A 26,806-nucleotide genomic window follows, 5' to 3' on the forward strand; every position below is an offset into this window, starting at 1 on the left:
GGGCAGCCCTACGAGCGCGACTGACCCAGGGCCGACAGGACCCGGTCGGCCTCGGCCCGGACCCGGCCCGACACCGCGGTCGCGAGCTGCAGCCGCCTGAGCAGCCAGGGCTCGAGGGCATCGTCGAGCGGCGCCACGAAGGATGGCACCTCGGCCAGCGGCCAGGCCGCCTCGACCGGGCTGGCCGCGCCGGGCTGGGTCAGGACGGTCCCGATCGCCTCGACCGCCTGTGCCAGCGGCGGCTGCAGCGGCAGCAGGTCGATCCGGTCGCGGTGTTGGAGCAGCATGGTCTTGACCGCCGTCAGCTGGGCCAGCAGCTGGTAGCTGTAGGCCAGCAAGCGTTCCAGCGGCTCCAGCGGTGGCCTGACGGCGCGCGGCTCGGACAGCGAGCGCTGGATCGCCTGCATCAGCGCGGACAGGCTGTCATGGGCCTCGCGGCGGGCCAGCCGCCATTCGATCTCGGGCGCGTTGTCTATCGCCTGCAGCTGGCCCAGTCCGAGCGCGACCTCGGCATGGCGGGCCTGCGCCTTCAGCGTGCGGGTCAGCAGCGAGGGCAGCGAATGGCGCTCCCAGGACGGCAGGAAATAGCTGAACAGCCAGGCAAAGCCGACCCCGATCAGGGTGTCGGCCATGCGCTCGATGACATCGAACACCGGCGAGGTCCCGGCATTGAGCATATGGGCCTGGACCAGGCCGAGCACCGTGGCCGCCACCGCCGTGACCAGGTAGCGCCTGGCCGCGAAGGCATGGGCACAGGCCTGGGCCAGCGTGAGGACCAGCAACAGCAGGCCGGCCGACAGATGGGCCGACAGCAGGGCGGCCGACAGCAGGCAGCCGATCAAGGTGCCCAGCACCCGGTGGTTGCGCCGCTCCAGGGTCTGGGCCAGGCTGCCGCGCAGCACGACCACGATCGTCAGCAGGATCCAGTAATCATGCGTGCCCCAGGGCAGGACCTGCGCCAGGGCATAGGCCGAGCCCAGCGCCAGGCTGGCACGGATCGCATGCCGCAGCGAGGGCGCATTCCAGCGCCAGAGCGAGGCCAGCGGCCGCCAGCTCCAGGCGGTGGGACTCACGAACAGCCGCCAGGCGGTACGGACCGCCGCCAGGTCAGGTGCCGCCTGGCCACGGCCGAGATCGACCAGGCGCAGCACATCGTCGCTCAGGTTGGCGACCCGGTTGGCCAGGCTGGGCGTCAGCGCCGCCGGCAGGGCAGCGGCTTCGCGGCCGGGAACAGCGGTCTTGCGCCAGGGTGCCAGCGGCTGAGCCAGTTCCGGGAAGGCAGGCGGCACATCGCCCCGCAGCAGGGCGTCGGCCACCTGCTCGGTCGCGCTGGCGCAATCCTCCATGACGCGGGACAGCGGCGGCAGGGCGGACGCAGATCCGGGCTGGGCCCGGATCGCATCGAGGTCGAGCTCGCAAGCCAGCAGATGGTCACGCAGCTCCATGACCAGCAACAGCATGGCTACCAGCTGCTGACGGCGCGGGGTGCGCGGCGACTCGAGCAGGATGTCGCGCGCCGCTTGCAACTGGTCGGCCAGCAGGGCTTGCTGGCGCAGCACGGCACCGATCACCGGCTGGCCGGATGCCGGCTCGTCCCGGGGCTGGAGCTGCCTGGCCTGCAGCCGCATCAGCGCCACCAGCGAGAACAGGGTGTTGGCCAGCATCGCCATCCGGTAGAACGGGTTCAGCCAGGCATTGGCAACGGTGGCCCAGACCAGGTAGGCGCCAGCACCGAGCGCGAAGCAGGCGCTGTTGAACAGCACGCTGGCCTCGCTGGCCTGCCGGGGCATGGCCATCGAGAACAGGGCGGCGAACATCAGCGACATCACGATCGGCAGGCCGCGCTTGCCCCAGGCGCCGGCCAGGAAAGCCAGGAAGGTGGCCGCGACCAGCAGCAGGCCCAATTGGAGCGGCGCCGTATGCAGCGCCTGTACCGCCGCGAACAAGGGCAGGCCCAGCAAGGCAGACGGCAGCAGCAGCCAGATCTTGCCTTGCCTGGGCGCGGCCTGGTCGGGCGGAATGCAGACGATCACGCCGACCGAAGCGGCGGCAGCCGCTTCCGGCCCGAGACCGAGCCGGACCAGGCCGGAAATCAGCAGCAGGCCGAGCGCGGCCATGGCCCCGTTGGCAAAGTAGGGACTCAACAACACCCGTGCGGCGGCCCGCAGGCGCGGGTGGGTCATCGCTTGCCTGATCATGTCCATGCTAGCTGCGATGGTAAGACAGCGCACAGACGGGCGGGAATGTGACGGCTGAACACGCTGCCTTTCGGGGCGCCCAAGGCAAAAGCCCCGCCTGCAGCAACAGGAGGGGCTTTTGCTTGGCCACTGGGGCCTAGTTTGGAGCGGGATAAGAGACTCGAACTCTCGACCTATACCTTGGCAAGGTATCGCTCTACCAACTGAGCTAATCCCGCGAAATTTGGTGGCGTGATTGTAGCAGAAGAAAAACCGCTGCCGATGAAGTCCGGCCCCATCGGGACCGGAGCCAGGCCCTGGACGCTCCTGAACCACTGCCCGGGCTGTCGGCTGGACCGATCCGTCATTGTGCAGATTGAACCATGGCCCTCCTTCGCACGAATCTGAGCCATGCCGCACCAGCGTGACGCGCACCTTGAGTTGCATGCCTGCGCATGGTGCAAGGGATCTTTCGCCCAGCGGCCTTATTGTGCAAACTGCACTATCTGGCTTGTTCTGGCTGAACAGCTGATCGGCGTGCCACAAGGCTTGCGGGATGGCACGGGGCTTGCGCTGTCTCAGGCATTCCACCAACCGGAGTTTCAGCGATGAACCAAGCCCCAGACCTTGATCACGACTATCCACTCAGTGAAGTGCCCGCCGGCGCCCGCAAGGGCCTGCTATCCACATCGATCCTGCTGTTCGGCTTCACCTTCTTCACTGCCACCATGTTTGCCGGCGGCAAGATGGGCCTGGCCTTCGACTTCAAGACCCTGATCTGGGCCAGCATCGCCGGCAACCTGCTGCTCGGCCTGTACGCCGCGGTGCTGGGCTACATCGCCTGCCACAGCGGCCTGAATTCGGTCCTGATGGGCCGCTTCTGCTTCGGCGAGACCGGCAGCAAGCTGTCGGACTTCCTGCTGGGCTTCACCCAGATCGGCTGGTATGCCTGGGGCACCGCGACCATCGCCCTGGTGCTGGTCAAGATGCTGGAGTTGCCGCAGGGCTGGACGGTACCGCTGATGGTGCTGTTCGGGCTGGGCTTCAGCCTGACCGCCTTCATCGGCTACAAGGGCCTGGACCTGCTGTCGCGGGTGGCGGTGCCGGCCATGCTGGCGCTGCTGCTGTGGTCGATCTGGCTGGCCACGCGCGATGCCGGCGGCCTCGAGGGCCTGCTCGCCATCCAGCCCAAGGAGAGCATGGACTGGAACATGGCCATCACCCTGGTGTTCGGCACCTTTGTCAGCGGCGCCACCCAGGCCACCAACTGGACCCGCTTCGCGCGCGACGGCAAGACCGCCGTGCTCTCGAGCCTGGTGGGCTTCTTCATTGGCAACGGCCTGATGATCATGGTCGGCGCCTATGGTGCCATGGTCTACCAGCAGCCCGACATCGTCGAGGTCATGGTGCTGCAAGGCCTGTCGGTCGCCGCCGTCGTGATGCTGTTCCTCAACATCTGGACCACCCAGGACAACACCATCTACAACTTTGCCGCCGCCGGCTGCAACATGATCCGCAAGGACCGTCGCGGCGCCATCACCCTGATCGGTGCGGCTGTCGGTACCCTGCTGGCGATTGGCGGCATGTCGGACCTGCTGATTCCGTTCCTGATCCTGCTGGGCTCCATCATCCCGCCCATCGGCGGCGTGATCGTGGCCGATTTCTTCCATGGCCACAAGCGGCGTTACCCGCGCCTCGGCAGCGCTGCGCTGCCGCGCTTCAACTGGGTCGGCCTGGGAGCCTACGGCCTCGGTGCCCTGTGCGCCTACTTCTCGCCCTGGGTGGCGCCGCTGGTCGGCATCCTGGTGGCTGCGCTGAGCTATGTGCTGCTGCACGAACTGCGCGGCGCCAGGGCCAGCCGCCAGCAACTCGGCACGGTCGACGCATGAGCCTGAGCATCCGCGATGTGCTGCTGCTGCCCCGGCTGCAGGCCATGCGCCTGCGCGCCGGGCAGGCCGGCGAGAACCGCCAGGTCCGCTGGCCCTATGTGGCAGAAAACGAGTCGATCGCGCCCTGGGTGCTCGGCGGCGAACTGGTGTTCGTCACCGGCATCAACCAGCCGCGCAGCGAGGCGAACCTGCTGCAGCTGGTGCGCGAAGCGCACGCGCGCGACTGCGCCGGCCTGGTGGTCCTGACCGGCCCGCTCTACATCCAGCAGATCCCGCCGAATATGCTGGCCGAGGCCGACCGGCTGGGCCTGCCCCTGATCGAACAGCCCTACGAGCTGCCCATGGTCGGGGTGACCGAAGCCATAGGATCGGCCCTGGTGCAGGCACAGCTGCTCGGCAGTTCACGCCAGCAGCTGATCGAGCAGCTGCTAGAAGGCACGATCGCTGACGGCCAGCTGCTGGCCCACCGGGCCGACCGGCTGGGCATCGACCTGAGCCAGCCGCGCCAGGTGCTGGTGGTGCAACTGGCCGGCACGGCGGAGCTGTTCCGCGCCCTGGCGCCCGAGGCGGCGGAAACCCTGCTGCAATCCTTCCGGCAGGAGGTCTTGCAGGCACTGGCGCACAGCCTCGATGCGCTGGGCCAGCCGCTGCCGGTCATCAGCCAGGCCGAGCAATGGATCGCCCTGCTGCCCTCGGGCGAGCCCGGTTCACTGGCGCGCAACCGCGCCAGCACCGAGCGGCTGCTGCACCAGCTCAACGCCGGCGACCGTCGGCTGCGCGTGTTCGCCGGCCTGGGTGGTGGCTGCCAGCAGCCGGCCGAGCTGCCGCGCGGACTGGGGCAGGCACGCCAGGCACTGCTGGCCGCCCGCTCCTTCCCGGAACGACTGGGCCTGTGCTGCTTCGAGGAGCTGGGCGTGCTGGAGCTGCTGGTGGCGATTCCCGACCGCAGCCTGCTCGACCGCTTCGTCAATACCACCCTGGGGCCTCTGCTGCAGCACGACCAGGGCCACCACGCCGCGCTGACCCAGACGCTGGAGGCCTGGATGCAGGCCAACGGCAACCTGGTCGCTGCCGCCCAAGGCCTGGGCGTGCACCGCAACACCCTGAACTACCGCCTGCAACAGATCAAGACCCTGACCGGCCTTGATCTGGACGACGCCCAGCACCGCCTGAACATCGCCGTTGCGCTGATGATCTGGCGGCTGTCCTGCCATTCCTCACCCACCACGAGCTTCACATGAACCGCATCATCAACGCCCGTCTGCGCGGCCGCTCCGGCCTGTTCACCCTGGAATGGGCCGATGGCCTGATCAGCGCCATCACGCCACAGACCGAAACCTTGCCCGCTCCCGCCGCCGCGCTCGCCGGCGATACGCTGGACGCCGACGGCAAGCTGGTGATCCCGCCGCTGGTCGAACCCCATATCCACCTCGACGCCGCGCTGACGGCCGGCGAGCCGCACTGGAACCTCAGCGGCACCCTGTTCGAAGGCATCGAACGCTGGGCCGAACGCAAGGCGCTGGTGACCCGGGAGGACACCCAGGCGCGGGCACACCGCACCATCCGGATGCTGGCCGCGCACGGCATCCAGCATGTGCGCACCCATGTCGACGTGACCGAACCCGGACTGGCCACGCTGCAGGCCATGCTGGAAGTGCGCGAGCAGGCGCGCGACCTGGTCGACCTGCAAATCGTCGCCTTCCCGCAGGAAGGCATCGAGTCGTTCGCCAACGGCCGCGCGCTGATGCGCGAAGCGGTCGCGCTCGGCGCCGACGTGGTCGGCGGCATCCCGCATTTCGAGAACACGCGCGACCAGGGCGTGTCGTCGGTGCAGTTCCTGATGGAGCTGGCCGAACGGCACGACTGCCTGGTCGACGTGCATTGCGACGAAACCGACGACCCGAACTCGCGCTTCCTCGAGGTGCTGGCCGAGCTGACCCGGGTCCATGGCATGGGAGCCAGGGTGACGGCCAGCCACACCACGGCGATGGGCTCCTACGACAACGCCTACTGCTACAAGCTGTTCCGGCTGCTCAAGCAGGCGGGACTGAGCTTCATCAGCTGCCCGACCGAGAGCATCCATCTGCAGGGGCGCTTCGACAGCTACCCCAAGCGCCGCGGCCTGACCCGGGTGCCCGAGCTCGACCGCGCCGGCCTGAACGTGTGCTTTGCGCAGGACTCGATCGTCGACCCCTGGTATCCGCTGGGCAACGGCAACATCCTGCGCATCCTCGACGCCGGGCTGCATATCTGCCACATGCTCGGCTACGAGGACTTGCAGCGTGCGCTGGATTTCGTGACCGACCATGGCGCCAGGGCGCTGGCCCTGGGCGAAGGCTACGGGATCGAGATCGGCCGCCCCGCCAACCTGGTGCTGCTGTCGGCCGACAGCGACTACGAACTGCTGCGCACCCAGGGCCAGGCGCTGCTGTCGATCCGGCATGGCCGGGTGATCATGCGCAGGACGCCGTCAGAGCTGATCTGGCCGCAGGCCGGCGCCTGAGACCAGCCCGGGGCCACGCACCGGCTGCCGGAAGGCGAAAAAAAACCGCCCGCAGGCGGTTAGGCGGTCTGTCCGGCTGGCGCTCAGATCACGCCCTGGGCCAGCATCGCGTCGGCCACCTTGACGAAGCCGGCAATGTTGGCGCCGTCGATGTAGCTCACGCTGCCGTCGGCACGCTTGCCATACTTCAGGCAGGCGGCGTGGATGTTGCGCATGATCTCGAGCAGACGGGCATCGACCTCGTCACGGCCCCAGGACAGGCGCAGCGCGTTCTGGCTCATCTCCAGGCCGGAAGTGGCAACGCCGCCGGCATTCGAGGCCTTGCCCGGCGCGTACAGCACGCCGGCCGCCTCGAAGGCCTTGGCCGCCTCGATGGTCGAGGGCATGTTGGCGCCCTCGGCGACGCAGATCACGCCGTTGGCGATCAGGGTCCTGGCGTCGTTGGCATCCAGCTCGTTCTGCGTTGCACAAGGCAGGGCCACGTCGACCGGCACATGCCAGGGGCGCACGCCAGCCTCGAACCTGACACCGGTGCGGGCGGCGTAGTCGCTGACGCGGCCGTAGTGGTGGTTCTTGACGTCCATCAGGATCGCGAGCTTCTCGGGGGTGAAGCCGTCCTCGTCGATGATGGTGCCGCTCGAGTCGGACACGGTGACGACCTTGGCGCCCAGGGCCATGGCCTTCTCGACCGCGTACTGGGCCACGTTGCCCGAACCCGAGACCGAGACGCGCAGGCCGTCAAACGACTTGCAGCGGGTCTTGAGCATTTCCTGCGCGAAGTAGACCGTGCCGTAGCCGGTGGCCTCGGGGCGGATCAGCGAGCCGCCGAAGCTCAGGCCCTTGCCGGTGAACACGCTGGCAGCGCTGTTGGCCAGCTTCTTGTACATGCCGGCCATGTAGCCGACCTCGCGACCGCCAACGCCGATGTCGCCGGCCGGCACGTCGGTGTCGGGTCCGACATGGCGGAACAGCTCGGAGACGAAGGCCTGGCAGAAGCGCATGATCTCGCCGGCGCTCTTGCCCTTGGGATCGAAGTCGGAGCCGCCCTTGCCACCGCCCATCGGCAGCGTGGTCAGCGCGTTCTTGAAGGTCTGCTCGAAGGCCAGGAACTTGAGCACCGACAGGTTGACCGAGGGATGGAAGCGCAGGCCGCCCTTGTAGGGACCGATGGCCATGCTGTGCTGGATGCGATAGCCCTTGTTGACCCGCACCTGGCCCTTGTCGTCGACCCAGGAAACGCGGAACATGACGATGCGCTCGGGCTCGACCAGGCGCTCGAGCAGGGCCTGCTCGGCGTACCTGGGATGCTTCTCGATGAAGGGCCAGAGGCTTTCCATGACCTCGGTGACGGCCTGCATGAATTCCGGCTGACCGGGGTTGCGGTCATTGACCGTGGCGAGAAACTGGGCAAGGCTGGCGGTCGTCATGGATGCTCCGTTAGGGTGCACAAGTTGAACAAGCCGGGGATTTTCCCACAGCGGTCGCACTCGAATAGCGCAAAACAAGAACAAATACCCATTCATGGTGCATAAATAATCCATCTTTGGTGCATGAAGTGCCGCACGGCAGCGTGGCACGCATTGCCCCCGTATCGCCAGCCGAGCCTGGCAGCCCTCTTTCAGCGGCTTGGCCGGCAGATCGCCGGCTTGCCGGTCAAGCACCAGACCCGGTCGGCGAGCACCGAGGTGAGGACGACCAGTGGCGATAGGCCCGCGGGCGCTAACATGGTTGTCATGTTCACCACCTTGCACGACAACAGCCCAGCGCTGCCCCTGAACGCCGAGGGCATCCTGGAGCTGGCCGCCCGCTCGATGTTCCACCTGTTATCCAGCGTCAGCCAAGGCATGTTCCTGGTCGACCACAGGGGCTGCATCGTCTGGGTGAACGAAGGCTACCAGCGCTTCCTGCCCGACCTGGGCTTTTCCTCGCTGGACCAGTTCCTGGGCCGGATGGTGGAGGAAGTGATTCCCAACACCCAGATGCGCCGCGTGCTGGAGACGGGCGAGCCGGTGCTGGTGGACCTGCTGGACAACCGGGCCGGTACCTTCGTGGTCAGCCGCATCCCCTTGCGCGATGAGGCCCAGCGGGTGATCGGCGCGATCGGCATCGTGCTGTTCGACCAGCCCGAGACCACGCTGCAGCCCCTGATCGGCAAGTTTGCCCTGCTGCAGCGCGACCTGGACGATGCCCGGCGCGAGCTGGCGTTGCAGCGGGGCCGCTCGCTGGCCGGCGCCGGGGAGCGCCGGGCCAAGTACACCTTCGCGAGCTTCGTCGGCTCGAGCGCCGCCGCGACCGAAGTCAAGCGCCAGGCCCGCCGTGCCGCCCAGTCGGCCAGCCCGGTGCTGCTGCTGGGCGAAACCGGCACCGGCAAGGAGCTGCTGGCCCATGCCATCCATGCCGCATCGGCGCGCGCCAACGGTCCGTTCGTCAGCGTCAACATTGCCGCCGTGCCCGACACCCTGCTGGAAGCCGAGTTCTTCGGCGTGGCCCCCGGGGCCTATACCGGCGCCGACCGCAAGGGACGCGACGGCAAGTTCAAGCTGGCCGATGGCGGCACCTTGTTCCTGGACGAGATCGGCGACATGCCGCTGAGCCTGCAGGCCAAGCTGCTGCGCGCCTTGCAGGAGGGCGAGATCGAGCCGCTGGGCTCGAACCAGCTGGTGCCGTTCAATGCCCGCCTGGTTGCCGCCACCTCGCGCGACCTGATGGCCATGGTGCAGAACGGCCAGTTCCGCGAGGACCTGTTCTACCGCCTGCATGTGCTGCCCTTGCGCGTGCCGCCGCTGCGCGCAAGGCGCAGCGACATCCCGGCCCTGGTCGAGATGCTGGCCGAGGACCTGGGACTGCGCAACGGCACGCCACCGCCCGAACTGCTGCCCGATGCGCTGGCCCTGCTGGTGGCCCAGCCCTGGCGCGGCAATATCCGCGAGCTGCGCAATGTGCTGGAACAGGCGGTGCTGGGCAGCGAGTCGCGGGCCATCGATGCCGCGCAGATCGAGCGCGTGCTGCGCGCGGCGGGGCTGGAACCGACCGCGCCGGCCACCCATGCCTTGCCGGGCGACGGGGCGCTCAGCCGTCCGGCCGAGGCGGCGGGCGAAGCAGCCTTGTTGCGCCCGCTGGCCGAACAGGTAGCGGCACTGGAGCGGCGGGCGATTGCTGCCGCGCTCAAGGCCCATGGCGGCAACAAGCAGGCCGTCGCGCGCCAGCTCGGAATTTCGCGCGCCACCCTGTACGCACGCCTGGAAAACCCTGACAAATGAGCAGACAGCTGTCTGGATTCCAGACAGCTCAACCGTCTGCAAATTGAACAGTCAAGACCGGCAATCACGGTCGCAGCTCCGAACCCAGCCTTGTCCCCCAGGGAAAGCCTGCTCCAGGCATGGCCCGGGTTCATTGGCACGATCCCTGCAGATGGCCTCCCAGGCAGGCATTTGTGTCAGTAGAAAAAAAGAGGAGACATCATGAAAGCGCATCTGCAACCCCAGCGGGCCACGAAGCTGGCCCTGAGCACCTTGACTGTCGCCGTGCTGGCCGCCTGCGGCGGATCGGACGATCCGCGCAACGAGTTGCCCGCGGGCATCACGGCCGTCAGCGCCACGACCTATCCCGCCACCACGGTCGGCAAGGGGGACAGCGCGGCGACGCAGGACCTGCTGACCGGCGGCATCGGCAAGACCGGGCTCGGCCTGGTCACCGCTCCCGCCTACGCCGATCCCGCCAAGCCGACGGCCGCCGAATTGCGCCGCAACGCCCTGTATTCCAACTACCGCGGCATCCTCGATGGCACGGCCGCAGGCGGCTATGGCAGCCTGTACGGCCCCAACGTGACCGCCGCGGGCGCCGTCACCAGCAACGAAGGCCTGATTCCGGGACGCGAGCATGTGGCCGTGCTCGATGACGGCTCGGGCCGCAAGAAGACCGTGATCGCGGTACAGGTGCCCGACAGCTTCAACCCCTCGAACCCCTGCGTGGTCCTCGGCGCGTCGTCGGGCTCGCGTGGCGTCTATGGCGCGATCGGCACGGCTGGCGAATGGGGCCTGAAGAACGGCTGCGCCGTGGCGCTGACCGATGCCGGCAAGGGCGTCGGCATCCACGACCTGACGGACGACAGCGTGCACCAGGTCGACGGCACCCGCGCCAGCCGCGCCGCCGCCGGCAGCCTGGGCTTCTTTGCCGCCAACATCAGCGATGCGGCCCGCGCGGCCTACAACGCGCTGTTCCCGAACCGGCTGGCGATCAAGCATGCCCATTCGCAGATGAACCCCGAGAAGGACTGGGGCCAGGACACGCTGGCGGCCGGCCGCTATGCGCTGTATGTGCTGAACGCGCGCTACGGCACGACGGACAATCCCGTGCCATTCCGGCCCGACAACACGATCGTGATCGCGGGCTCGGTCTCGAACGGCGGCGCGGCCTCGCTGCGTGCGGCCGAGCAGGACCGCGGCGGCCTGATCGACGGCGTGGTGGCCTCCGAGCCGGTGACCGAAATGCCGACCAGCAGCGGCTACGGGATCGAGTTCGGCGGCGTTGCCGTTGCGGCTTATGGCAAGACGCTGGCCGACTTCACGACCTACGGCAACCTCTACCAGCCCTGTGCCGCGCTGGCCTCGGACGCGGCGCTGACCGAAGCCTCGATCTTCAACTACATCGGACTGGCCGGCATGACGGCGCGGGCTACGGCACGCTGCGATGGCCTGGCCGCCAAGGGCCTGGTCAGCGGCGCCGACACCGCGGCCAGGGCCCAGGACGCGCTGAACAAGCTGCGTGCCTATGGCTGGAGTCGCGACAGCGACCAGATGCACAACGCCCACTACGCCCTGGGCAACGGCCCCATCCTGTCGGCCATGTACCCGGTGAGCTATGGCCGCTTTGCCGTCGATGCCAATGTCTGCAACACCAGCTTCGCGGCGGTGAATGCCACCGGCGTGCCGGTCGCCGTGTCACCGACCGCGCTGGCACAGAGCTTTGCCACCGCCAACGGCACTTCCAACGGCACGCCGGTGGCCGTGGTCTACAACGACTCGGTCGGCGGCGCCAAGTCGTGGCAGTTCGCGGTCTCGCCATCGACCGGCGTGGCCGACTTCGGCCTGGACAACGCCCTGTGCCAGCGCGCGCTGGTGACGGGGGTCGATCCGGTCAGCGGCGCGGCGCTGACGGCCAGCAGCCAGCCCAGCAAGGCCCAGAGCGACGCCGTGCGCGCAGGCATCGCCGAGGTACTGCTCAACGGCAACCTGCGCGGCAAGCCCGCCATCATCGTCAGCGGCCGCAGCGATGCGCTGATTCCGGTCAACAACAACTCGCGCGCCTATGCGGCCTACAACCGGGTGGTCGAAGGCGCCGCCAGCCAGCTGCGCTACATCGAGGTCACGAACGGCCAGCATTTCGACGGCTTCCTGCCGTTCAGCGGGTTTGACACCCGCTTCGTGCCGCTGCATCCCTACTTCAACCAGGCCATGGATGCGATGATGGCCCACCTGAAGTCCGGCAGCGCCCTGCCACCCAGCCAGGTGGTGCGCACCACGCCGCGCGGCGGCTTGCCGGGTGCAGCGCCCGCCCTCACGGCAGCCAACGTGCCGCCGTTCGTGGCGGCGCCCGCGGCGGGCAACCAGATCGGCTTTGCCGGCACTTCGATCAGCGTTCCCAACTGAGCGCCGGATCGCGAACGGCGCCTGCTGCTGCAGGCGCCGGACATCCGCGACTTCATCCACAGGCTTGACACCATGCACTCATCATCACGTTATGTCCGCTGTGCGGGTTACGAGATCCACGTCACCGAATGGGGCGCGGCGGATGCACCGGTGGTGATGGCATGGCATGGCCTGGCGCGCACCGGCCGCGACATGGACGCGCTGGCACAGCAGCTGGCGCCGCACTACCGGGTGATCTGCCCGGACACCCTGGGCCGGGGCCTGAGCCAATGGTCGCGCGCGCCGCACAGCGACTACTGCCTGGCGTTCTATGCCCGCCTGGCGGCGGAGCTGTTCGACCAGCTGGGCATCGAGCGCGCCCACTGGGTCGGCACCTCGATGGGCGGTGCGATTGGCACCGTGTGCGCCTCGGGCCTGTTCGAGCCGCGGCTCAAGGGACGCATCACCAGCCTGCTGCTCAATGACAATGCGCCCCAGCTGGCCGATGCCGCCCTCGAGCGCATCAAGGCCTATGCGGGCCAGCCGCCGGCATTCGACACCATGCTGGAACTGGAGGCGTTTTTCCGCCGGGTGTACCAGCCCTATGGCTGGCTCAGCGACGCCCAGTGGCGGCTGCTGACCGAGACCTCGACCCGCCGCCTGCCCGACGGCCGGGTGACGCCGCACTACGACCCGGCCATGGTGCAGCAGTTCACCCAGCACCAGCAGGACTACCTGATCTGGTCGCATTACGACGCGCTGGACATCCCGGTGCTGTGCCTGCGCGGCGCGGATTCCGACCTGGTCGAACCCGCGGTGATCGAGGCCATGCGCCAGCGCGGCCCGGGCGCGCGCGGCCTGCTGCAGGTGGTGGAGATCCCCGGTTGCGGCCACGCGCCGGCGCTGAACGTGCCGGCGCAATGGGAACTGGTGGAAGGCTTCCTGCGCCGCTGCGAAACACAGGGCTGAATCGGTACCGCTGGCGCCGACCTGGCCAGGCGCATGGGCAAGGTCGCCATCCAGGGAGCAGGGACTGGCTGCTCAGGCCGTGCGAGTCCCGGCCGCAGTGGGCGGCAAGCCTGGACTGCGACGACGCAGGTCGGCCAATCCCCGCAGCGCGTCGACGGTTTCGAACGTCGTGTCGGGAAAAGCCCGCGCCAGGGCTTGCGGCGCCGCATAGCCCCAGGACACGGCACCAAACGCGACACCCGCGGCCCGCGCCGCCTCCGCATCGCTCAGCTGGTCGCCGACATAGATCGCCTGGCTCGGTCGAACGCCCAGCCGGCTCAGCATGCGATTGATCCGACGCCGCTTGCCGAACAGCGAAGCGCCACCGTCCATGCCTGCCATCAGGCGACAAAGGTCTGCGCCGAGAATGCGCTGGCAGTTCTCGACCGAGTTGGAACTGACGACAGCCAGCTGGACGCCCTGCTCATGGAGGTAGCGCAGCACCTGCGCGATACCGGCAAACAAACCCACCTGCTGCCCTTGCCGCCGCATCAGGCGCACGAAATCCCGCACCACCCAGGGCAGCTTCCACCCGGGCAACCCGACATGGGTCATGATTTCGCGCGCTGAGCGCTGCCGCAGCTGCTCGACCTCGTGCGGCGCGATCGGCCGGAAATGGTACTTGGCCGACAGGAGATGGTGCACGCCGAGGAAGAAGTCCAAAGAATCGGCCAGCGTGCCGTCCAGATCGAACATGACCAGGTCGTAGCCAGCGACCCCGTTCTGCGATGAAGCAGGAACGCAGTTCACGTCACGGCCTGCATGGACAGCTTGCTGGATGGCTGGCGCTTGCATCGGAATCTATGGGCTCCAAGTGGTTTGACATCGAGGTGGCTCGGCCTTCCTCAGCGCGGCTTGCAGGCGCAGAGATAGCGGAAGCCGCCACCGGCAATCTGCAGCCCGTCACGGCGTCTGGCGAAGTAGCGCGCATTGAGCTCTGCCGGCCGCCATGACATGCGCCGTGAACTGCATCATCGCCCGCTCGATCGGCGACAGACGCGACTCGTCCAGGCGGTAATCCATGACCAGGGTCGACCCGATCGGCAAAGCATGGAGCATACGCGCCATCGCCGCGTGAAGGGGACGGTACAAGGGTTCCCAAGGTTTTTTGATTGACATGATGACAATCTTCAAGTCTGACGCAACGCAAGGATCAAGCGCTTGGCCTGCAAGGATCAGGAGCCGCTGCAAAACCCGTAGCGATCCGGGCAGGATGCCGGGATGAACGCGAAGGAAAATGTGGTCTTCGAGTCCTTGTTCCGGCAAATGCCCATGCACCGATGACGTTCACTCGCTCCTCAATCCCGACGGTTTCCGCCCGCATTGGCGCGCTGATCCTGCAGCGCGCCAGCGGGCTGGGCATGGACGCAGGACAACTGATGTCCGGCACCGGCTTCGACCCCGCCTGGCTGGACGATGCCGAGGCACGCATGCCGCTGGCGGTGGAAGAGCGCTTGTGGACGCGGGCGGTTGAACTGACCGGCAAGCCGTCTTTCGGACTGCTCGCCGCCAGCCTGATCCGCCCGGGAGAGTTCGATGTGCTGGACTACGCAGTGCGAACGGCCCCCGATCTGCGCACGGCACTGCAACGGCTGGCGCGCTACAACCGACTCCTGCACGACCTCGCGAGCTTCGAGATCATCCCGCTGGGCGAGGTCACGCGCATCGAGCACCGCTTCGAGGCCGCAGGCATGCAGCCATGTCCGCCGGCAGCGGAGTTCACGCTGGCCTCGCTGGTCGTGGTCGCGTCCCAGCTCGGCGGCGAGCCCGTACCAGCGCAGGCAGTGGAGTTCCGGCATGCCGCACGGGATGAAGTCGACAGCTACCGCAGGATCTTTGGCGTGGTACCCAGCTTCCAGGCCCCGGTGTCCTGCGTGGTGCTGGCAAGCGAACTGCTGGACCGGCCGGTACCCGCTGCCGATCCGGCCCTGTCGCGCATCGTCACCGCCCATGCCGAGCAACTGCTCGCAGCCTGCGACCGGCAGCCAGAGAACCTCGCGATGCAGGTGCGACGACAGCTGGCCGAAGGCATGGCCCATGGGATGATCTCGTTGCGGACCGTGGCCGGGCAGCTGAACCTGAGCGAGCGCAGCCTGCAGCGTCGCCTCGCAAGCCAGGACACAAGCTTCGCCGACCTGGTGGACGAAGTGCGGCATGAGCTGGCCCGGCGCTACATGGCCGATGAACGCCTGGCACTGGGGGAAGTGGCCTATCTGCTGGGCTTTTCCGACCCCAGCGCCTTCCACCGCGCCTTCAAGCGCTGGACCGGCACCACGCCAGCCGCCGCGCGGCGCATGCGGCACTGAACGGCGGCAACAAGCCAGCCCTGCCATCACGCCGCTCCAAGGCGCGCCAGAAAATCCAGCAGGGTCGGAGCCACGCGCTGCGGCATCTCCAGGTGCGGGTAATGCCCGGCACCCGCGACGATCAGTGGCTCGGTGCCCAGGGCCTCGCCCAGCCAGCGGGCCTCGGCGACGGGGTCGGGAAAATCGGGATCGCGCGTACCCATCACCACCAGCGCCGGTACCCGGCTGCGCGCCACGATGGCGGCCGTGTCGGCCTTCGACAGGCCGATCATGGTGCGCAAGGCATCCATCCGGCCGGGCTCCCGCAGATTGGCGGCCAGCGCGGCTTTCGCCTCGGCATGATCAGACGGTTTCTGTGCCGGGAACAAGCTGTTCCAGAAGGCCAGCCAGAAAGCCACGCGCCAGGGTCCGCCGAAGCCGAGCGCCACGGCCGTCCTGGCAAACCACGACGGCTGGCCATCCCGGACCACGGGCCCCAGCAGCACGACGGCGCGCACCTGTGCCGGCGCATCATGTGCCGCCCACAGCGCAGATCCGGCGGCAAACGAGTTGCCCAGGATCACGGCGGGGCCGGCGTTCAGGTGCTCGATCAGCGCCAGGGCGTCGCGGCCGACGGCATGGGCGGAATAGTCATTCCATTGCGCGGTCGTTGCGCCATGCCCGCGAATGTCCATGGTGACGATGCGGTAGCCGGCCTGCAGCAGCAGCGGACGCAGCGCGCGGTACTCCGAGCGCAGGTCGCCCATGCCGGGAATGGCAAGCAGCAGCCGGCCACTGCCACCCGTGTCGTCGTAAGCGATGCGACCTTCACCGACGGCCAGGAAGCGGGTGTTCGTTTCGGGAAGCGTAGTTGCAGCTGCCGGAGCTGCCAGCGAGAGGCTGGCCGCCATGGAGGCACCAAGCAGGAGTCTGGATGAGGCATTCATGGGTCACTTTCCTGTGCAGTCAGTCGATGCCCAAACTTTGCCGTAGCCAGCCTGCCGCGACCATGACCGCGGACGCCGATGTATTGACTTCGCACGACATCTTCCGTGGCGGGGCGCAGGGCGAACGCTGGATTGCGGCAGGACCTGCAGACGGCGTTCCGTCGCCATCCCTGTGGCTGGGTGGCAGGACTGGCGGGGTGCAGGTCAACCAGACCGAGCCTGGAGTAGTCGCGGCCGCGCAAGGGGACAGGCGCAGCAGCCTGCTCGGTGCTGCGAGCAGCCAGGATATCGTTTGCAACGACGCCCGCAGAAAAGCAAAAGCCCGTAGTCACGAATGCAACTACGGGCTTTATCTGGTGGCCTGGGACGGAATCGAACCATCGACACGCGGATTTTCAATCCGCTGCTCTACCAACTGAGCTACCGGGCCAAGTCTTCTATTATGACATAAGTGCAGGGCCGTTTCGCAGCGGCAGGCCGATTTTCACCGCTGCCATCGGGATCATCAGCGCTTGGCGCGCGGGCTGTACGGGCAGTGGTTGGGCCTGGGGCCGACCTGCGGGTGCAGGCGGCAGGTGCCGGGGCGCTGCTCGTAGACGGTGCACAGGCGGGTCTTGGCATCGAGGAAATGGCAATCCCCGCTGGCCCGGCGCGCGAGCGTGAAGATGCTGTGGCGGAAGTTGAAATGCTCGATCAGACCAGCCTTGCTCAGGCGCTTGGCGATCTGCTTGGGCTCCTCGTGCTCGGCCTCGAAGGGGTCGACCAGCCCGAGCCGCACCAGGTCCGGCAACTTGACCTCGACCGGCATGGTGCAGCAGTTGGCGACGCAATCCTGGCACAGGCCGCTGCGGTAGCGGGTCCAGGTCTCGAGTCGATCGACATCGACGAATTGGATCGAAGACTTCACGGGATGACAGGAATCCGGTCGGGCCTCAGTTCAGCGCCATGCTGAGCTTGCGGCGGTAGCGCGCGACCAGCTCGGCCTGCGGGTCCTGCTGCTGCACGACCGGGGCCGCGACCTCGATGCCACCGGCGCTCTTGCCTGCCGCGGTGGCATCAGCCTTGGGCTTGGGCGGGGTCAGCAGCTCGAGCAGCGCGACATAAGTCTTGCGCGGTGCCTCGTCGGCCCATTTCTTGTCACGCATGATGATCTCGAGCAGCTCCTCCATCGCGGCCTGCCAGTCGCCCTGGGCAATCAGCAGCCGGCTCTTGGCGAAGCGGCTGTCGAAGTCGCGCTTGTTGGCCGAGATCGCCTCGTCGAACTGCACGAAGCTCCAGCGGCCGCGCGGGTCGTTGCTGACGAACTCGAGCGCGTTGAGCCATTGCTGCAGCGCCTCGAAGCGCAGCTGCAGCGGGATCTGGCCCATCGCGGGTGCCAGCGCGGCGGCGGCCTCGGCCAGCTGGCCGCTGCCGATCAGCAGCTTGACGTAGTCGAAGCGCAGGTCGTCGTTGCCCGGGTTCTGCGCCAGTGCATCGGCCAGCTGCTCCTGCGGCGAACGGGCATCGGCGGCATGGCCCGGCTCCGCATCCGGCTGGACTTCGACTTCAGCTTCGCCCTCGGGCTGCGGCTCCCCTGCGCCCAGATGCTTGGCCAGGAAGGCTTGCAGCTGCTCGTTCGGCAACGCGCCGACGAAGCCATCGACCGGCTGGCCGTCCTTGAACAGCACGCAGAACGGGATGCTGCGCACGCCGAACATCTGCGACAGCTGGCCGGCGATCTCGGGCGTCTTGTCGGCGTCGAGCTTGGCCAGCACGAAGCGGCCGCCCAGCTCGGCCTCGAGCTGCTCGAGCCGCGGCCCGAGCTGCTTGCAGGGGCCGCACCATTCGGCCCAGATGTCGAGCAGCACCGGCAGGCGGAACGAGGCTTCGATGACTTCGGCTTCGAAATTGACAAGGTTGACGTCGATCATGGGTTGGCGCTTGAGTGGAGTGGATGGGCCGGCGACCGCTCGGCAAGGAATTGCTGCAGGATTTTGCCCCCTATCTGGGGGCCAAAAGTAAAATCGCAACTTTTGGAGTGGCCTGTGAGCGAAGCAATCAAGGTGGGCGTGGTGATGGGTTCCAACAGCGACTGGGACACCATGAAGCATGCGGTAGAGATTTTCCAGCAGTTCGGCATTGCCTGCGAGGCAAAGGTCGTGTCGGCGCACCGCATGCCCGACGACATGTTCGCCTATGCCGAAGCCGCGGTCGGCCGCGGCCTGAAGGCCATCGTCGCCGGTGCCGGCGGCGCGGCCCATCTGCCGGGCATGCTGGCGGCCAAGACCGTGGTGCCGGTGCTCGGCGTGCCGGTGCAGTCGAAGGCGCTGTCGGGTGTCGATTCGCTGCACAGCATCGTGCAGATGCCCAAGGGCATCCCGGTCGCGACCTTTGCCATCGGTGCCGCCGGCGCGGCCAACGCGGCGCTGTTCGCGGTCGCCATGCTGGCCAACGAGGACGCCGCGCTGCGCGAGAAGCTCGAGGCCTTCCGCGCTGCCCAGACCGAGGCCGCGCGCGCCATGACCCTGCCGCCGGTGGGCTCCGCATGAGCGCGATCAAGACCCTGCTGCCCGGCTCGGTGATGCCCGAGGGCCGGCTCGTCACGCTCGGCGTCATGGGCGGCGGCCAGCTCGGCCGCATGTTCGTGCAGGCCGCGCAGGAGATGGGCTACTACACCGCCGTGCTCGACGCCGACCCGGCCAGCCCGGCCGGCCTGGTGAGCCATTTCCACATCCAGACCGGCTACGAGGACCCGGCCGGCCTGGCCGAGCTCGCGGCACGCTGCGACGCCATCACCACCGAGTTCGAGAACGTGCCGGCCCCCTCGCTGCAAAGCCTGGCCGCGACCCGTCCGGTGGCGCCCGCCGCCAGCGCGGTCGCCGTGGCGCAGGACCGCATCGCCGAGAAGGCCCATTTCGTCGCCTGCGCCAAGGCCGGCGGCGTCGGTCCGGCACCCCATGCCGCGCTCGAGACCGCGGCCGACCTCGCCGCAGTGGGCGACGAACTGCTGCCCGGCATCCTCAAGACGGCCCGCCTGGGCTACGACGGCAAGGGCCAGGCCCGGGTCAAGGACCGCGCCGAGCTCGCCGCCGCCTGGGACGGCATGGGCCGCGTCGCCTGCGTGCTCGAGAAGATGCTGCCGCTGAAGGCCGAGTTGTCGGTCATCGTGGCGCGCGGCGCCGACGACCAGGTGGTCAACTTCCCGGTCCAGCGCAACCTGCACCGCGATGGCATCCTGGCCGTGACCGAGGTGTTCGACGGCAACGTGCCGGCCGAACTGGCCGAGCGTGCCATCGCCACCACGGCGACGGTGGCACGCCAGCTCGGCTATGTCGGCGTGCTGTGCGTCGAGTACTTCGTGATCGACGACGGCAGCGAGCATGGCGGCCTGGTCGTCAACGAGATGGCGCCGCGTCCGCACAACAGCGGTCACTACACGATCAACGCCTGCGATGTCTCGCAATTCGAGCTGCAGGTGCACGCGATGGCCGGCCTGCCGCTGGTGCAACCGCGCCTGCACAGCCCGACCGTGATGCTGAACCTGCTGGGCGACCTGTGGTTCCAGGACGGCCAGGCTATCGATCCGCCCTGGGCGCAGATCCTGGCGCTGCCGGGCACGCATCTGCACCTGTACGGCAAGCTCGAGGCGCGCAAGGGCCGCAAGATGGGCCATCTCAACGTGACCGGCGCGAGCGTCGAGCAGGTGCAGGCCACCGCGCTGCGCTGCGCCGAGCTGCTGGGCATGGCGCCATGGCGCTGACGCTGGACGCGCGCGCGCTGCTGGCTCCGGCGCAGGCCGGCGCGGCGGCGCTCGCGCAAGCGCAGCAGGCGGTCGAGCAGGCCGCGCTGGCCTTGAAGGCCGGCGCCCTGGTCGGCCTGCCGACCGAGACCGTCTATGGCCTGGCGGCGGATGCCGACCAGGCGCAAGCCGTCGGGCGCATCTTCGACGCCAAGGGCCGGCCCAAGGACCACCCGTTGATCGTGCACCTGGCCGGCGCCACTGCGGCGCAATGGCAAGCCGGTGTCGCGCATTACGCGCGGGCGCTGCCCGACTTCGCGCTCAAGTTGATGCAGGCCTTCTGGCCCGGTCCGCTGACCCTGATCCTGCCGCGCCGGCCCGAGGTCGGTGCGGCATCCGCCGGCGGCCAAGACTCGATCGGGCTACGCTGCCCGGCGCACCCGGTGGCGCAGGCGCTGCTGCAGGCCTGCCAGGCCATCGGCGTGCAGGGCCTGGCGGCGCCCAGCGCGAACCGCTTCGGCCGCGTCAGCCCGACCACGGCCGAGCATGTGCGCGACGAGTTCGACGCCCAGCTGTCGGACGCCGAACTGCTGATCCTCGATGGCGGCCCCTGCCCGGTCGGCATCGAGTCCACCATCGTCGACTGCAGCCGTGGCCGGCCGGTGCTGCTGCGCCCCGGCATGATCGGTATCGAGGCACTCGAGGCCGCCATCGGCCAGCCGGTCGCGCTGCGCGACCAGGCCGCGCCCAAGGCCTCGGGCACGCTGGAGTCGCACTACGCGCCGACCGCGCGCGTGCGCCTGATGCCGCAGGCCGAGATGCAGGCCGCGCTCGACCTGCTCGGCGCTGATGCGCGTCACATCGCGATCTACACCCGCCAGCCCGTCAGCAGCGCGAGCCGGCATCTGCTGCTGCGCTACATGCCGACCCAGGCCGAGGCCTGCGCGCAGGAACTGTTCGCGGTGCTGCGCGAGCTCGACCAGCCCGGCGTCAAGCTGATCTGGGTCGAGACCCCGCCGGCCGATCCGGCCTGGGACGGCGTGCGCGACCGGCTGCAGCGCGCCGCGGCCTGAACCCAACTCAGGCCCCAAGCAGGTCCCGCCTCAAGCAGGGACAGGGACCGGCGAACTCAGAGCCGCCAGGCGTCCAGCGTCTCGTCGATCAGGCGCAGCGCGTCGGCCCAGGCCACCAGGCCCAGCACCTGGCGCGCGCCATTGGCGACCTCGGGCCGGGTCTGGCAGGCCTGCCAGACCAGCGCCAGGCGCTCGGCCGGTCGTCCGGACGCCGCATCGAGCAGGGCCGGCAGCAGGCCGTTCTGGATCAGGATCTGCAGGATCTGCTGGATCAGGCGCGCGGCCTCGTCCCGCCTGGGCTCGAGCGCGGCCTGCGCCTCGTGCAGCAGGTCCTGGGCCTGGCCCAGCAGCAGCGCACAGGCGCCCGCCGTCTGCTTGCGCGCCTGCAGCCGGCGTGCTGCAGACTCTGCCCCTTCGTGCACGCCGGCGATCGCCGCCAGCGCCCGGGCCCGCAGCGCCGACAGGGGCGCGAGCTGACTGCGGCGATGCTTCTTGAGCGTTTCCTCGGCCCGGCGCAGCCAGTCGACCAGCCGAGCCGGAAAATCGGGCTGCTTGTGCTGGTAGTCATCGACCAGGCGCAGCGATTCCTCGACCAGCGCCCGCGACTCGTCGAGGAAGGCCGTGACGACGATCTGCATGCCGGCCTACTCCGGCACCAGACGGCTCAGCACGGGCGGCCTGTCCTGGCCGGGCTCCTCGAACAGCATGTCCAGCCCTTCCTCGGTCACGTTGAGCTTGAGGTTGAGGCAGAAGCTGCCGCCCTGATTCGCTTCCTTGACCAGCTGGGTGCGCGCATCGACGCTGATGCCGATGGGCCGCTGCGGCAGCGCGTCCAGCGTGCGGTTGACCTCGGTGCGGATGATGGCGGCAATCTGCTTGAAGCGCTCGGCGCTCTGGCTGGCGCTCGCGGCCTGGTCGCTGCCGGCCGCCTTGGCGGCCTTGGCCAGCTGGCGCTCGACCAGCCGGCGCGTGTGGTCGTGCAGCTGCTCGGTCAGCTGCGTCGGCAACTGGTCGCTGACCAGGCCCTGGCTCAGGTTGGGATCGGCACGCACGATCCTGCGGATCTCGGTCGTGCTGACATGGATGGACTGGGCCTTGAGCGCCTCCCTGAGGTTGGCCGACAGGGCCGAGACCAGCATGTCGGGCGCCACCCGGGTGACATAGCCCTCGGGGATATGCGACACCACCACCGGCAGCGTCAGCTCGAGCTGGGGCATGCGCATGCGCGGGACCGGAAAATGGCGCAGCAAGCCCCCATCGTCCTCGGCGTACTGGCGGGCGATCCGGACCGATTCGCGGTCGGCCGCCATGCGGGCGCGGGTGATCTCGCACAGCAGATGTCCGAGGGTTTCGCTGAGTTCGCTCATGTTCCGGTCCGGCTGGCAGCAGGTGAAGGAGTCACTTCACGGCGCCGACCGGCGTCGAGCGCATCGCGCCCTCGAGCACGCCGAGCAGCTTCTCCATGCCGGCCGGCATCTCGTCCTGCGAGGCCTTGACGAAGATATGCATCGAGTAGGTGCGCTCGACATTGCTGCCACTGGCAGTGGTCTTCTTGTACGAGCAGGACACGTTGAGCTTGGCCGAGCCGCCCGGCCAGCGCTGCTTGACCTCGAGGTTGCCACCGATGGCCAGGTCGCTGCTCTGGCTCTGGGTCTCGATCGAGTTGATCTTGGCATTGAAGTCTATCGTCGCCTCCTCGACCCGGATGAAGGGAATCGGCAGCATGGTCAGCAGCGGCACCTCGATCTTCATGTCCTGGAACTTGGCCTCGACCGCGTCCTTGCGCGTCGCGAACACCACCGTCGCGGTCGCCTGGATGCCGCCGTCGCCGGTCGGCGCGCCCAGGGTGACGGTCGGTGCCGAACCATAGCTGCCGCCGTCGGTCAGCTCGATGCGCACCACCTTGCCGTTCTCGACCACGGCCTGGGCCTGGGCGGCGGTGTCGCTGCTGCCGGCCGAGAAGGTCACGGTCGGCGCGCTCTCGTAGCCGCTGCCCGGGTTGCTGACCGTGACCGAGGCCACATGGGCCTCGACCGCCGGCTGGTAGGGCGCGACCTCCTTCGGGTACTTGAACTCGACGTAGACCGGCTTGTTGTCCTGGTCGAAGCCGACCGTCTTGATGAAGTCGGCCGTGGCGCGCGCGGCCTGGGTCTGCGCCTCGATGACCGCGCACAGCGGCCCCCCGATCATGTTCCCGAAGTTGAGACTCGACAGCTCGGTTCCCGGATTGGCAGCCATGATTCACCCCCTGTATCTGTGATGAAAATCGCAGGGTAGAACCTGATCTGGCGGGCCCAGCCTGCTTTTTCATTCTAGGTCCGGGACAAAGCAGCGACAACTGCTATTTTTTCGTGGTAGTCATGCTAGGCATCAATGCCGCTCGCCGCCCTCGCTGGGTACCGGCCGGCCGCGTTCATCGCGCCGACCAGCCTCGGGAGAACGACGCTGGTCAGGCTCGGCGGAGCGGGGGGCCGACTCGGGACGCTGGCCCCGCTCGGCCAGCCCGCGCATGAAGCCGGCCCGGCCGGGCTCGGTCTGCTGGATCACCGGTGGCGCGGGATTGACTGGCGCAGGCTGGACCTGGGGCCGTGGCGGCTCGGGCCGCGGAGCGCGCGGCTCGTTGCGCCAGCGACGGTCGGGTTCGTCGAAATGCGGGCGGGGGGGTGGCCGGCGTTCCTCCCAGCGCTCGACGGGCGGACGCCTGGGCTCGCGCTCGTGCGGCCAGAACTCCGGCCCCCAGGCCGGCCTCGGATGCTGGGCCGCCCAGCGCCCCGGCACCCAGAGGTAGCGGCTGCCACCCCAGTTCCAGTAGCCGTCGATCCAGACATAGCCCGCTGCCGGCGGCAGCCCGGGGTATTCGATCCGGGGCGCCGGCGGAGCCGCGTAGATGGTGGTCGGGTAGGCGGGCTCGTAGGCCGGACCGTAATCGACCGGTCCAGGCACCACGGCGCAGCCCGCCAAGGCCGCCGACGCGAGCAGGAGAAGCGGGAAATGAGAAGCCATGCCGGCATTGTCGGCGCCGGCCTGGCAGCCAACAAGGGCTTGCAACAGCTGCTTACAGCTGTGACGCCCCGGCACAGCTCGGTCGACTCAGTCGAGCTTGGCGCCCGATGCCTCGACGATGCCCTTCCACTTGGCATAGTCGGACTTGAGCAGCTGGGCAAAGCGCGCCTGCGTCATGGCCTCGGGCTCGGCACCCTGGGCCTGGATCGCCTCCCTGACCTCCGGGTTGGCCAGCAGCTTGTTGATGTCGGCATTGAGCCGCGCGACGATGGGTTCGGGCGTGCCAGCCGGTGCGAGCACGCCATACCAGGTGCTGACGTCGAAGCCCTTGTAACCCGATTCGGCGATGGTCGGCACCTCGGGCAGCGAGGAGCTGCGCTTGGCCGAAGTGACCGCCAGCGGACGCAGCTTGCCGGACTTGATCTGGCTCATCGCCGAAGGCACCGAGGACACCAGCAGGTCGACGTTGCCAGCCAGCGCATCCATCAGCGCGGGCGTCGATCCCTTGTAAGGGATGTGGACGAACTGGATGCCGGCCGCCTTCTCGAACAGCTCGGCGGACAGGTGGATCGAGGTGCCGTTGCCGGGCGAGCCGTAGCTGATCCGCCCTGGCGCCGCACGCGCGGCCGCGACGACATCGGCCAGCGTCTTGAACTTCGAACTGGCGCTGGTCGCGATCAGCACCGGGGTGTAGGCCAGATGGGCCACCGGGACCAGGTCGCGGGTCGGCTCCCAGGGCAGGTTCTTGTAGAGCCAGGGGCCGATGACGAGGTTGTCCTTCTGCCCGATCACGAGCTCATGGCCGGTCGGCGCGGCCTTGACGGCCTCGGTGATGCCGATGGTGCCGCCAGCGCCGCTCTTGTTGTCAGCCACGATGGACCACTGGTTCTGGTCGCCGAGACGGGTCGCGATCAGGCGCGCCAGGATGTCGGTGCCGCCGCCGGGCGGGAAGGGCACGATCAGGCGGATCGGCTTGTTCGGGTAGTTGGCAGCAGGACTCTGGGCCTGCGCGCCTCCGGCAACAGCCAGGGTCAGCGCGGCACAGGTGAAGGTTCGACGCAGCATGGTGGGTGGCAAGGTTAAGTGATGGGACGGCAATGCCAGGCTTCAGCGCTGGCGCGGCCGGACCAGGCGGTTGACATCGGGCACCCAGCGGCCGCCTTCCTGCACCCAGCCGTCACCGGCCAGGCGCCAGACATGGGCCTGCCAGACCTGGCCCGGTCGTGGCGCCACCCAGTTGCCGGGCTGCCAGCGGTAGCGGCCTTCCAGCAGGTCCCAGCGGCCGGCGATCCAGACATAGCCGTTGGCAGGTGGCCGGCCGGGATGCTCGAGCAGGGGCTGGGGCGGATCAGCCTGCTCGCGCACCAGCAGGACCGACCCGGTGTCGGGGGCCGATCCCGCAACGGGCGCGGGAACGGCACAGGCGGTCAGCACTGCCAGCAGCGTGACCGGGATCAGGCGTTTCAGGGCCTGCATCTCTTGCCAGCTCAACGCGGCTCGGGCAGCTCGATCTTGACCTCGAGCACCTCGAGGTTGTCTTCGCGGTCGAGCTGGACCTTGATGTCGTCGGGGTTGATCTGGATGTAGCGGCTGATCACCTCGATCAGGTCGCGCTGCAGCGCAGGCAGGTAGTCAGGCTCGGCATTGCTGCGACCGCTGCGCTCGTGCGCCAGGATGATCTGCAAGCGCTCCTTGGCGACCGAGGCGGTCTTCTTCTTCTCGCCCAGCAGGAAGGAAAAAAAAGACATGCTCTTATCTCCCGCCGAACAGACGCTTGAAGAAGCCGGGCTTGACTGCCTCGACGAAGCGCAGCGGGCGCTCGTGGCCGAGGAAGCGGTCGACCAGGTCCTTGTAGGCCTCGGAGACATCGCTGCCTTCCTTGTGGATCGCGGGCAGGCCTTCGTTGGAGGCCTGCAGCACGGTCTCGCTCTCGGGAATCACCCCGATCAGGCCGATGCGCAGGATGTCGTGGATGTCCTCGAGCGAGAGCATCTGGCCGTCCTCGACCCGGTTCGGGTTGTAGCGCGTGATCAGCAGGTGCTCCTTGACCGGCTCCTTGCCCTCGATCGCGCGCTGGGTCTTGCTGCCCAGCATGCCGAGGATGCGGTCGGAGTCACGCACCGAGGACACCTCGGGGTTGGTCACGACCAGCGCCTCGTCGGCGTAATGCATGGCCATCAGCGCACCGGTCTCGATGCCGGCCGGCGAGTCGCAGACGATGTACTCGAAGCCCATGCTGGCCAGTTCGGCCAGCACCCGGCCGACCCCTTCCTGGGTCAGCGCATCCTTGTCGCGCGTCTGGCTGGCGGCCAGGATGTAGAGGTTCTCGCACTGCTTGTCCTTGATCAGGGCCTGGTGCAGGTTGGCCTCGTTGTGGATGACGTTGATGAAGTCATACACCACGCGGCGTTCACAGCCCATGACGAGGTCGAGGTTGCGCAGGCCGACATCGAAGTCGATCACGACTGTCTTGAAGCCCTTGAGTGCGAGACCGGCCGCGAAACTCGCGCTGGTGGTGGTCTTGCCAACTCCACCCTTACCAGAAGTCACAACGACTATTTGTGCCATTTTCGATT

25 protein-coding genes and 2 tRNA genes are annotated in these 26,806 nt (G+C 68.2%); 10 read left to right on the forward strand and 17 right to left on the reverse strand.

Annotated elements, in window-relative coordinates; translation table 11 throughout:
• Nucleotides 1–8 precede the first annotated feature (8 nt).
• Nucleotides 9–2,183: an FUSC family protein gene (locus C6P64_RS10290; RefSeq protein WP_105748514.1), complete on the reverse strand. Its 2,175-nt coding sequence runs from the start codon at nucleotides 2,181–2,183 to the stop codon at nucleotides 9–11.
• Nucleotides 2,184–2,340: 157 nt separating this feature from the next.
• Nucleotides 2,341–2,416 (reverse strand) — tRNA-Gly (locus C6P64_RS10295).
• Nucleotides 2,417–2,785: 369 nt separating this feature from the next.
• On the opposite strand from C6P64_RS10295, the gene codB reads away from it, so the two are divergent.
• The 3 genes from codB to codA are packed head-to-tail and all read left to right on the forward strand — an operon-like array spanning nucleotide 2,786 to nucleotide 6,569.
• Complete coding sequence (gene codB / locus C6P64_RS10300) at nucleotides 2,786–4,066, forward strand: cytosine permease (protein ID WP_105748478.1); 1,281 nt, start codon at nucleotides 2,786–2,788, stop codon at nucleotides 4,064–4,066.
• Nucleotides 4,063–5,307: a PucR family transcriptional regulator gene (locus tag C6P64_RS10305; RefSeq protein WP_105748479.1), complete on the forward strand. Its 1,245-nt coding sequence runs from the start codon at nucleotides 4,063–4,065 to the stop codon at nucleotides 5,305–5,307. The genes codB and C6P64_RS10305 overlap by 4 nt, the downstream gene beginning before the upstream one ends.
• Complete coding sequence (codA, locus tag C6P64_RS10310; protein WP_105748480.1) at nucleotides 5,304–6,569, forward strand: cytosine deaminase; 1,266 nt, start codon at nucleotides 5,304–5,306, stop codon at nucleotides 6,567–6,569. The genes C6P64_RS10305 and codA overlap by 4 nt, the downstream gene beginning before the upstream one ends.
• Nucleotides 6,570–6,652: 83 nt before the next feature.
• On the opposite strand, the gene gdhA is transcribed toward codA, so the two are convergent.
• Nucleotides 6,653–7,996 carry an NADP-specific glutamate dehydrogenase gene (gdhA, locus tag C6P64_RS10315; RefSeq protein WP_105748481.1) on the reverse strand — a complete coding sequence of 448 codons (1,344 nt, stop codon included), beginning with the start codon at nucleotides 7,994–7,996 and terminating at the stop codon, nucleotides 6,653–6,655.
• 306 nt (nucleotides 7,997–8,302) lie between these two features.
• Here gdhA and C6P64_RS10320 point away from each other — a divergent pair, with 306 nt between their 5' ends.
• The 3 genes from C6P64_RS10320 (at nucleotide 8,303) to C6P64_RS10330 (ending at nucleotide 13,165) form a co-directional block, all read left to right on the forward strand.
• The gene (locus tag C6P64_RS10320; protein WP_105748482.1) at nucleotides 8,303–9,829 is read left to right on the forward strand and encodes a sigma-54 interaction domain-containing protein; all 1,527 of its coding nucleotides are present in this window, start codon (nucleotides 8,303–8,305) and stop codon (nucleotides 9,827–9,829) included.
• Between the two features lie 201 nt (nucleotides 9,830–10,030).
• Nucleotides 10,031–12,217, forward strand: coding sequence for a 3-hydroxybutyrate oligomer hydrolase family protein (locus C6P64_RS10325; RefSeq protein ID WP_105748483.1), 2,187 nt, complete (start codon nucleotides 10,031–10,033; stop codon nucleotides 12,215–12,217).
• A gap of 72 nt (nucleotides 12,218–12,289) precedes the next feature.
• Entirely contained in the window at nucleotides 12,290–13,165 is an 876-nt protein-coding gene (locus tag C6P64_RS10330) for an alpha/beta fold hydrolase (protein ID WP_105748484.1), read from the forward strand.
• A 72-nt stretch (nucleotides 13,166–13,237) separates the two neighbouring features.
• Here the strand turns inward: C6P64_RS10330 and C6P64_RS10335 are convergent, their stop codons facing one another.
• Both C6P64_RS10335 and C6P64_RS17950 read right to left on the reverse strand, forming a co-directional pair.
• Nucleotides 13,238–13,900: an HAD hydrolase-like protein gene (locus C6P64_RS10335; RefSeq protein WP_211296829.1), complete on the reverse strand. Its 663-nt coding sequence runs from the start codon at nucleotides 13,898–13,900 to the stop codon at nucleotides 13,238–13,240.
• Nucleotides 13,901–14,107: 207 nt separating this feature from the next.
• The gene (locus C6P64_RS17950) at nucleotides 14,108–14,338 is read right to left on the reverse strand and encodes a hypothetical protein (protein WP_170073078.1); all 231 of its coding nucleotides are present in this window, start codon (nucleotides 14,336–14,338) and stop codon (nucleotides 14,108–14,110) included.
• 146 nt (nucleotides 14,339–14,484) lie between these two features.
• Between C6P64_RS17950 and C6P64_RS10345 the strand changes: the two genes are divergently transcribed.
• Nucleotides 14,485–15,510, forward strand: a complete 1,026-nt coding sequence (locus tag C6P64_RS10345) for an AraC family transcriptional regulator (protein ID WP_105748487.1) — start codon at nucleotides 14,485–14,487, stop codon at nucleotides 15,508–15,510.
• 26 nt (nucleotides 15,511–15,536) lie between these two features.
• On the opposite strand, the gene C6P64_RS10350 is transcribed toward C6P64_RS10345, so the two are convergent.
• The 4 genes from C6P64_RS10350 to C6P64_RS10365 form a co-directional block, all read right to left on the reverse strand.
• Nucleotides 15,537–16,436, reverse strand: coding sequence for an alpha/beta fold hydrolase (locus tag C6P64_RS10350; RefSeq protein ID WP_211296830.1), 900 nt, complete (start codon nucleotides 16,434–16,436; stop codon nucleotides 15,537–15,539).
• A gap of 354 nt (nucleotides 16,437–16,790) precedes the next feature.
• Nucleotides 16,791–16,866, reverse strand: a tRNA-Phe gene (locus C6P64_RS10355).
• Nucleotides 16,867–16,941: 75 nt separating this feature from the next.
• Nucleotides 16,942–17,343, reverse strand: a complete 402-nt coding sequence (locus tag C6P64_RS10360) for a YkgJ family cysteine cluster protein (RefSeq protein WP_105748489.1) — start codon at nucleotides 17,341–17,343, stop codon at nucleotides 16,942–16,944.
• A 25-nt stretch (nucleotides 17,344–17,368) separates the two neighbouring features.
• A complete protein-coding gene (locus C6P64_RS10365; RefSeq protein ID WP_105748490.1) occupies nucleotides 17,369–18,346 on the reverse strand; it encodes a tetratricopeptide repeat protein in 978 nt (325 codons plus the stop codon).
• Between the two features lie 114 nt (nucleotides 18,347–18,460).
• Between C6P64_RS10365 and purE the strand changes: the two genes are divergently transcribed.
• From purE to C6P64_RS10380, 3 genes are read left to right on the forward strand one after another with little or no spacing between them, the layout of a single operon-like run.
• The gene (gene purE / locus C6P64_RS10370; protein WP_281257962.1) at nucleotides 18,461–18,964 is read left to right on the forward strand and encodes a 5-(carboxyamino)imidazole ribonucleotide mutase; all 504 of its coding nucleotides are present in this window, start codon (nucleotides 18,461–18,463) and stop codon (nucleotides 18,962–18,964) included.
• Nucleotides 18,961–20,175, forward strand: coding sequence for a 5-(carboxyamino)imidazole ribonucleotide synthase (locus C6P64_RS10375; RefSeq protein WP_105748491.1), 1,215 nt, complete (start codon nucleotides 18,961–18,963; stop codon nucleotides 20,173–20,175). The genes purE and C6P64_RS10375 overlap by 4 nt, the downstream gene beginning before the upstream one ends.
• Entirely contained in the window at nucleotides 20,166–21,227 is a 1,062-nt protein-coding gene (locus tag C6P64_RS10380) for an L-threonylcarbamoyladenylate synthase (protein ID WP_105748492.1), read from the forward strand. The genes C6P64_RS10375 and C6P64_RS10380 overlap by 10 nt, the downstream gene beginning before the upstream one ends.
• Nucleotides 21,228–21,283: 56 nt before the next feature.
• Here the strand turns inward: C6P64_RS10380 and C6P64_RS10385 are convergent, their stop codons facing one another.
• The 8 genes from C6P64_RS10385 to minD form a co-directional block, all read right to left on the reverse strand.
• The gene (locus tag C6P64_RS10385; RefSeq protein ID WP_105748493.1) at nucleotides 21,284–21,865 is read right to left on the reverse strand and encodes a hypothetical protein; all 582 of its coding nucleotides are present in this window, start codon (nucleotides 21,863–21,865) and stop codon (nucleotides 21,284–21,286) included.
• Between the two features lie 6 nt (nucleotides 21,866–21,871).
• Nucleotides 21,872–22,594 (reverse strand): hypothetical protein, encoded by a 723-nt coding sequence (locus tag C6P64_RS10390; RefSeq protein ID WP_105748494.1) that lies wholly within the window; start codon nucleotides 22,592–22,594, stop codon nucleotides 21,872–21,874.
• Nucleotides 22,595–22,625: 31 nt separating this feature from the next.
• On the reverse strand, nucleotides 22,626–23,465 hold the full coding sequence (locus C6P64_RS10395) for a DUF2589 domain-containing protein (protein WP_105748495.1): 840 nt from the start codon (nucleotides 23,463–23,465) through the stop codon (nucleotides 22,626–22,628).
• A 132-nt stretch (nucleotides 23,466–23,597) separates the two neighbouring features.
• Nucleotides 23,598–24,230 (reverse strand): YXWGXW repeat-containing protein, encoded by a 633-nt coding sequence (locus C6P64_RS10400; RefSeq protein ID WP_105748516.1) that lies wholly within the window; start codon nucleotides 24,228–24,230, stop codon nucleotides 23,598–23,600.
• A gap of 87 nt (nucleotides 24,231–24,317) precedes the next feature.
• Complete coding sequence (locus C6P64_RS10405) at nucleotides 24,318–25,295, reverse strand: Bug family tripartite tricarboxylate transporter substrate binding protein (RefSeq protein ID WP_105748496.1); 978 nt, start codon at nucleotides 25,293–25,295, stop codon at nucleotides 24,318–24,320.
• Between the two features lie 42 nt (nucleotides 25,296–25,337).
• Complete coding sequence (locus C6P64_RS10410) at nucleotides 25,338–25,706, reverse strand: YXWGXW repeat-containing protein (RefSeq protein ID WP_146115900.1); 369 nt, start codon at nucleotides 25,704–25,706, stop codon at nucleotides 25,338–25,340.
• An 11-nt stretch (nucleotides 25,707–25,717) separates the two neighbouring features.
• Nucleotides 25,718–25,978, reverse strand: a complete 261-nt coding sequence (minE, locus tag C6P64_RS10415; RefSeq protein ID WP_105748498.1) for a cell division topological specificity factor MinE — start codon at nucleotides 25,976–25,978, stop codon at nucleotides 25,718–25,720.
• Nucleotides 25,979–25,982: 4 nt separating this feature from the next.
• Nucleotides 25,983–26,798: a septum site-determining protein MinD gene (gene minD / locus C6P64_RS10420; protein ID WP_105748499.1), complete on the reverse strand. Its 816-nt coding sequence runs from the start codon at nucleotides 26,796–26,798 to the stop codon at nucleotides 25,983–25,985.
• Nucleotides 26,799–26,806 lie beyond the last annotated feature (8 nt).

Origin of the sequence: Malikia granosa (assembly GCF_002980595.1) — a bacterium.
GTDB classification, from domain to species: domain Bacteria; phylum Pseudomonadota; class Gammaproteobacteria; order Burkholderiales; family Burkholderiaceae_C; genus Malikia; species Malikia granosa.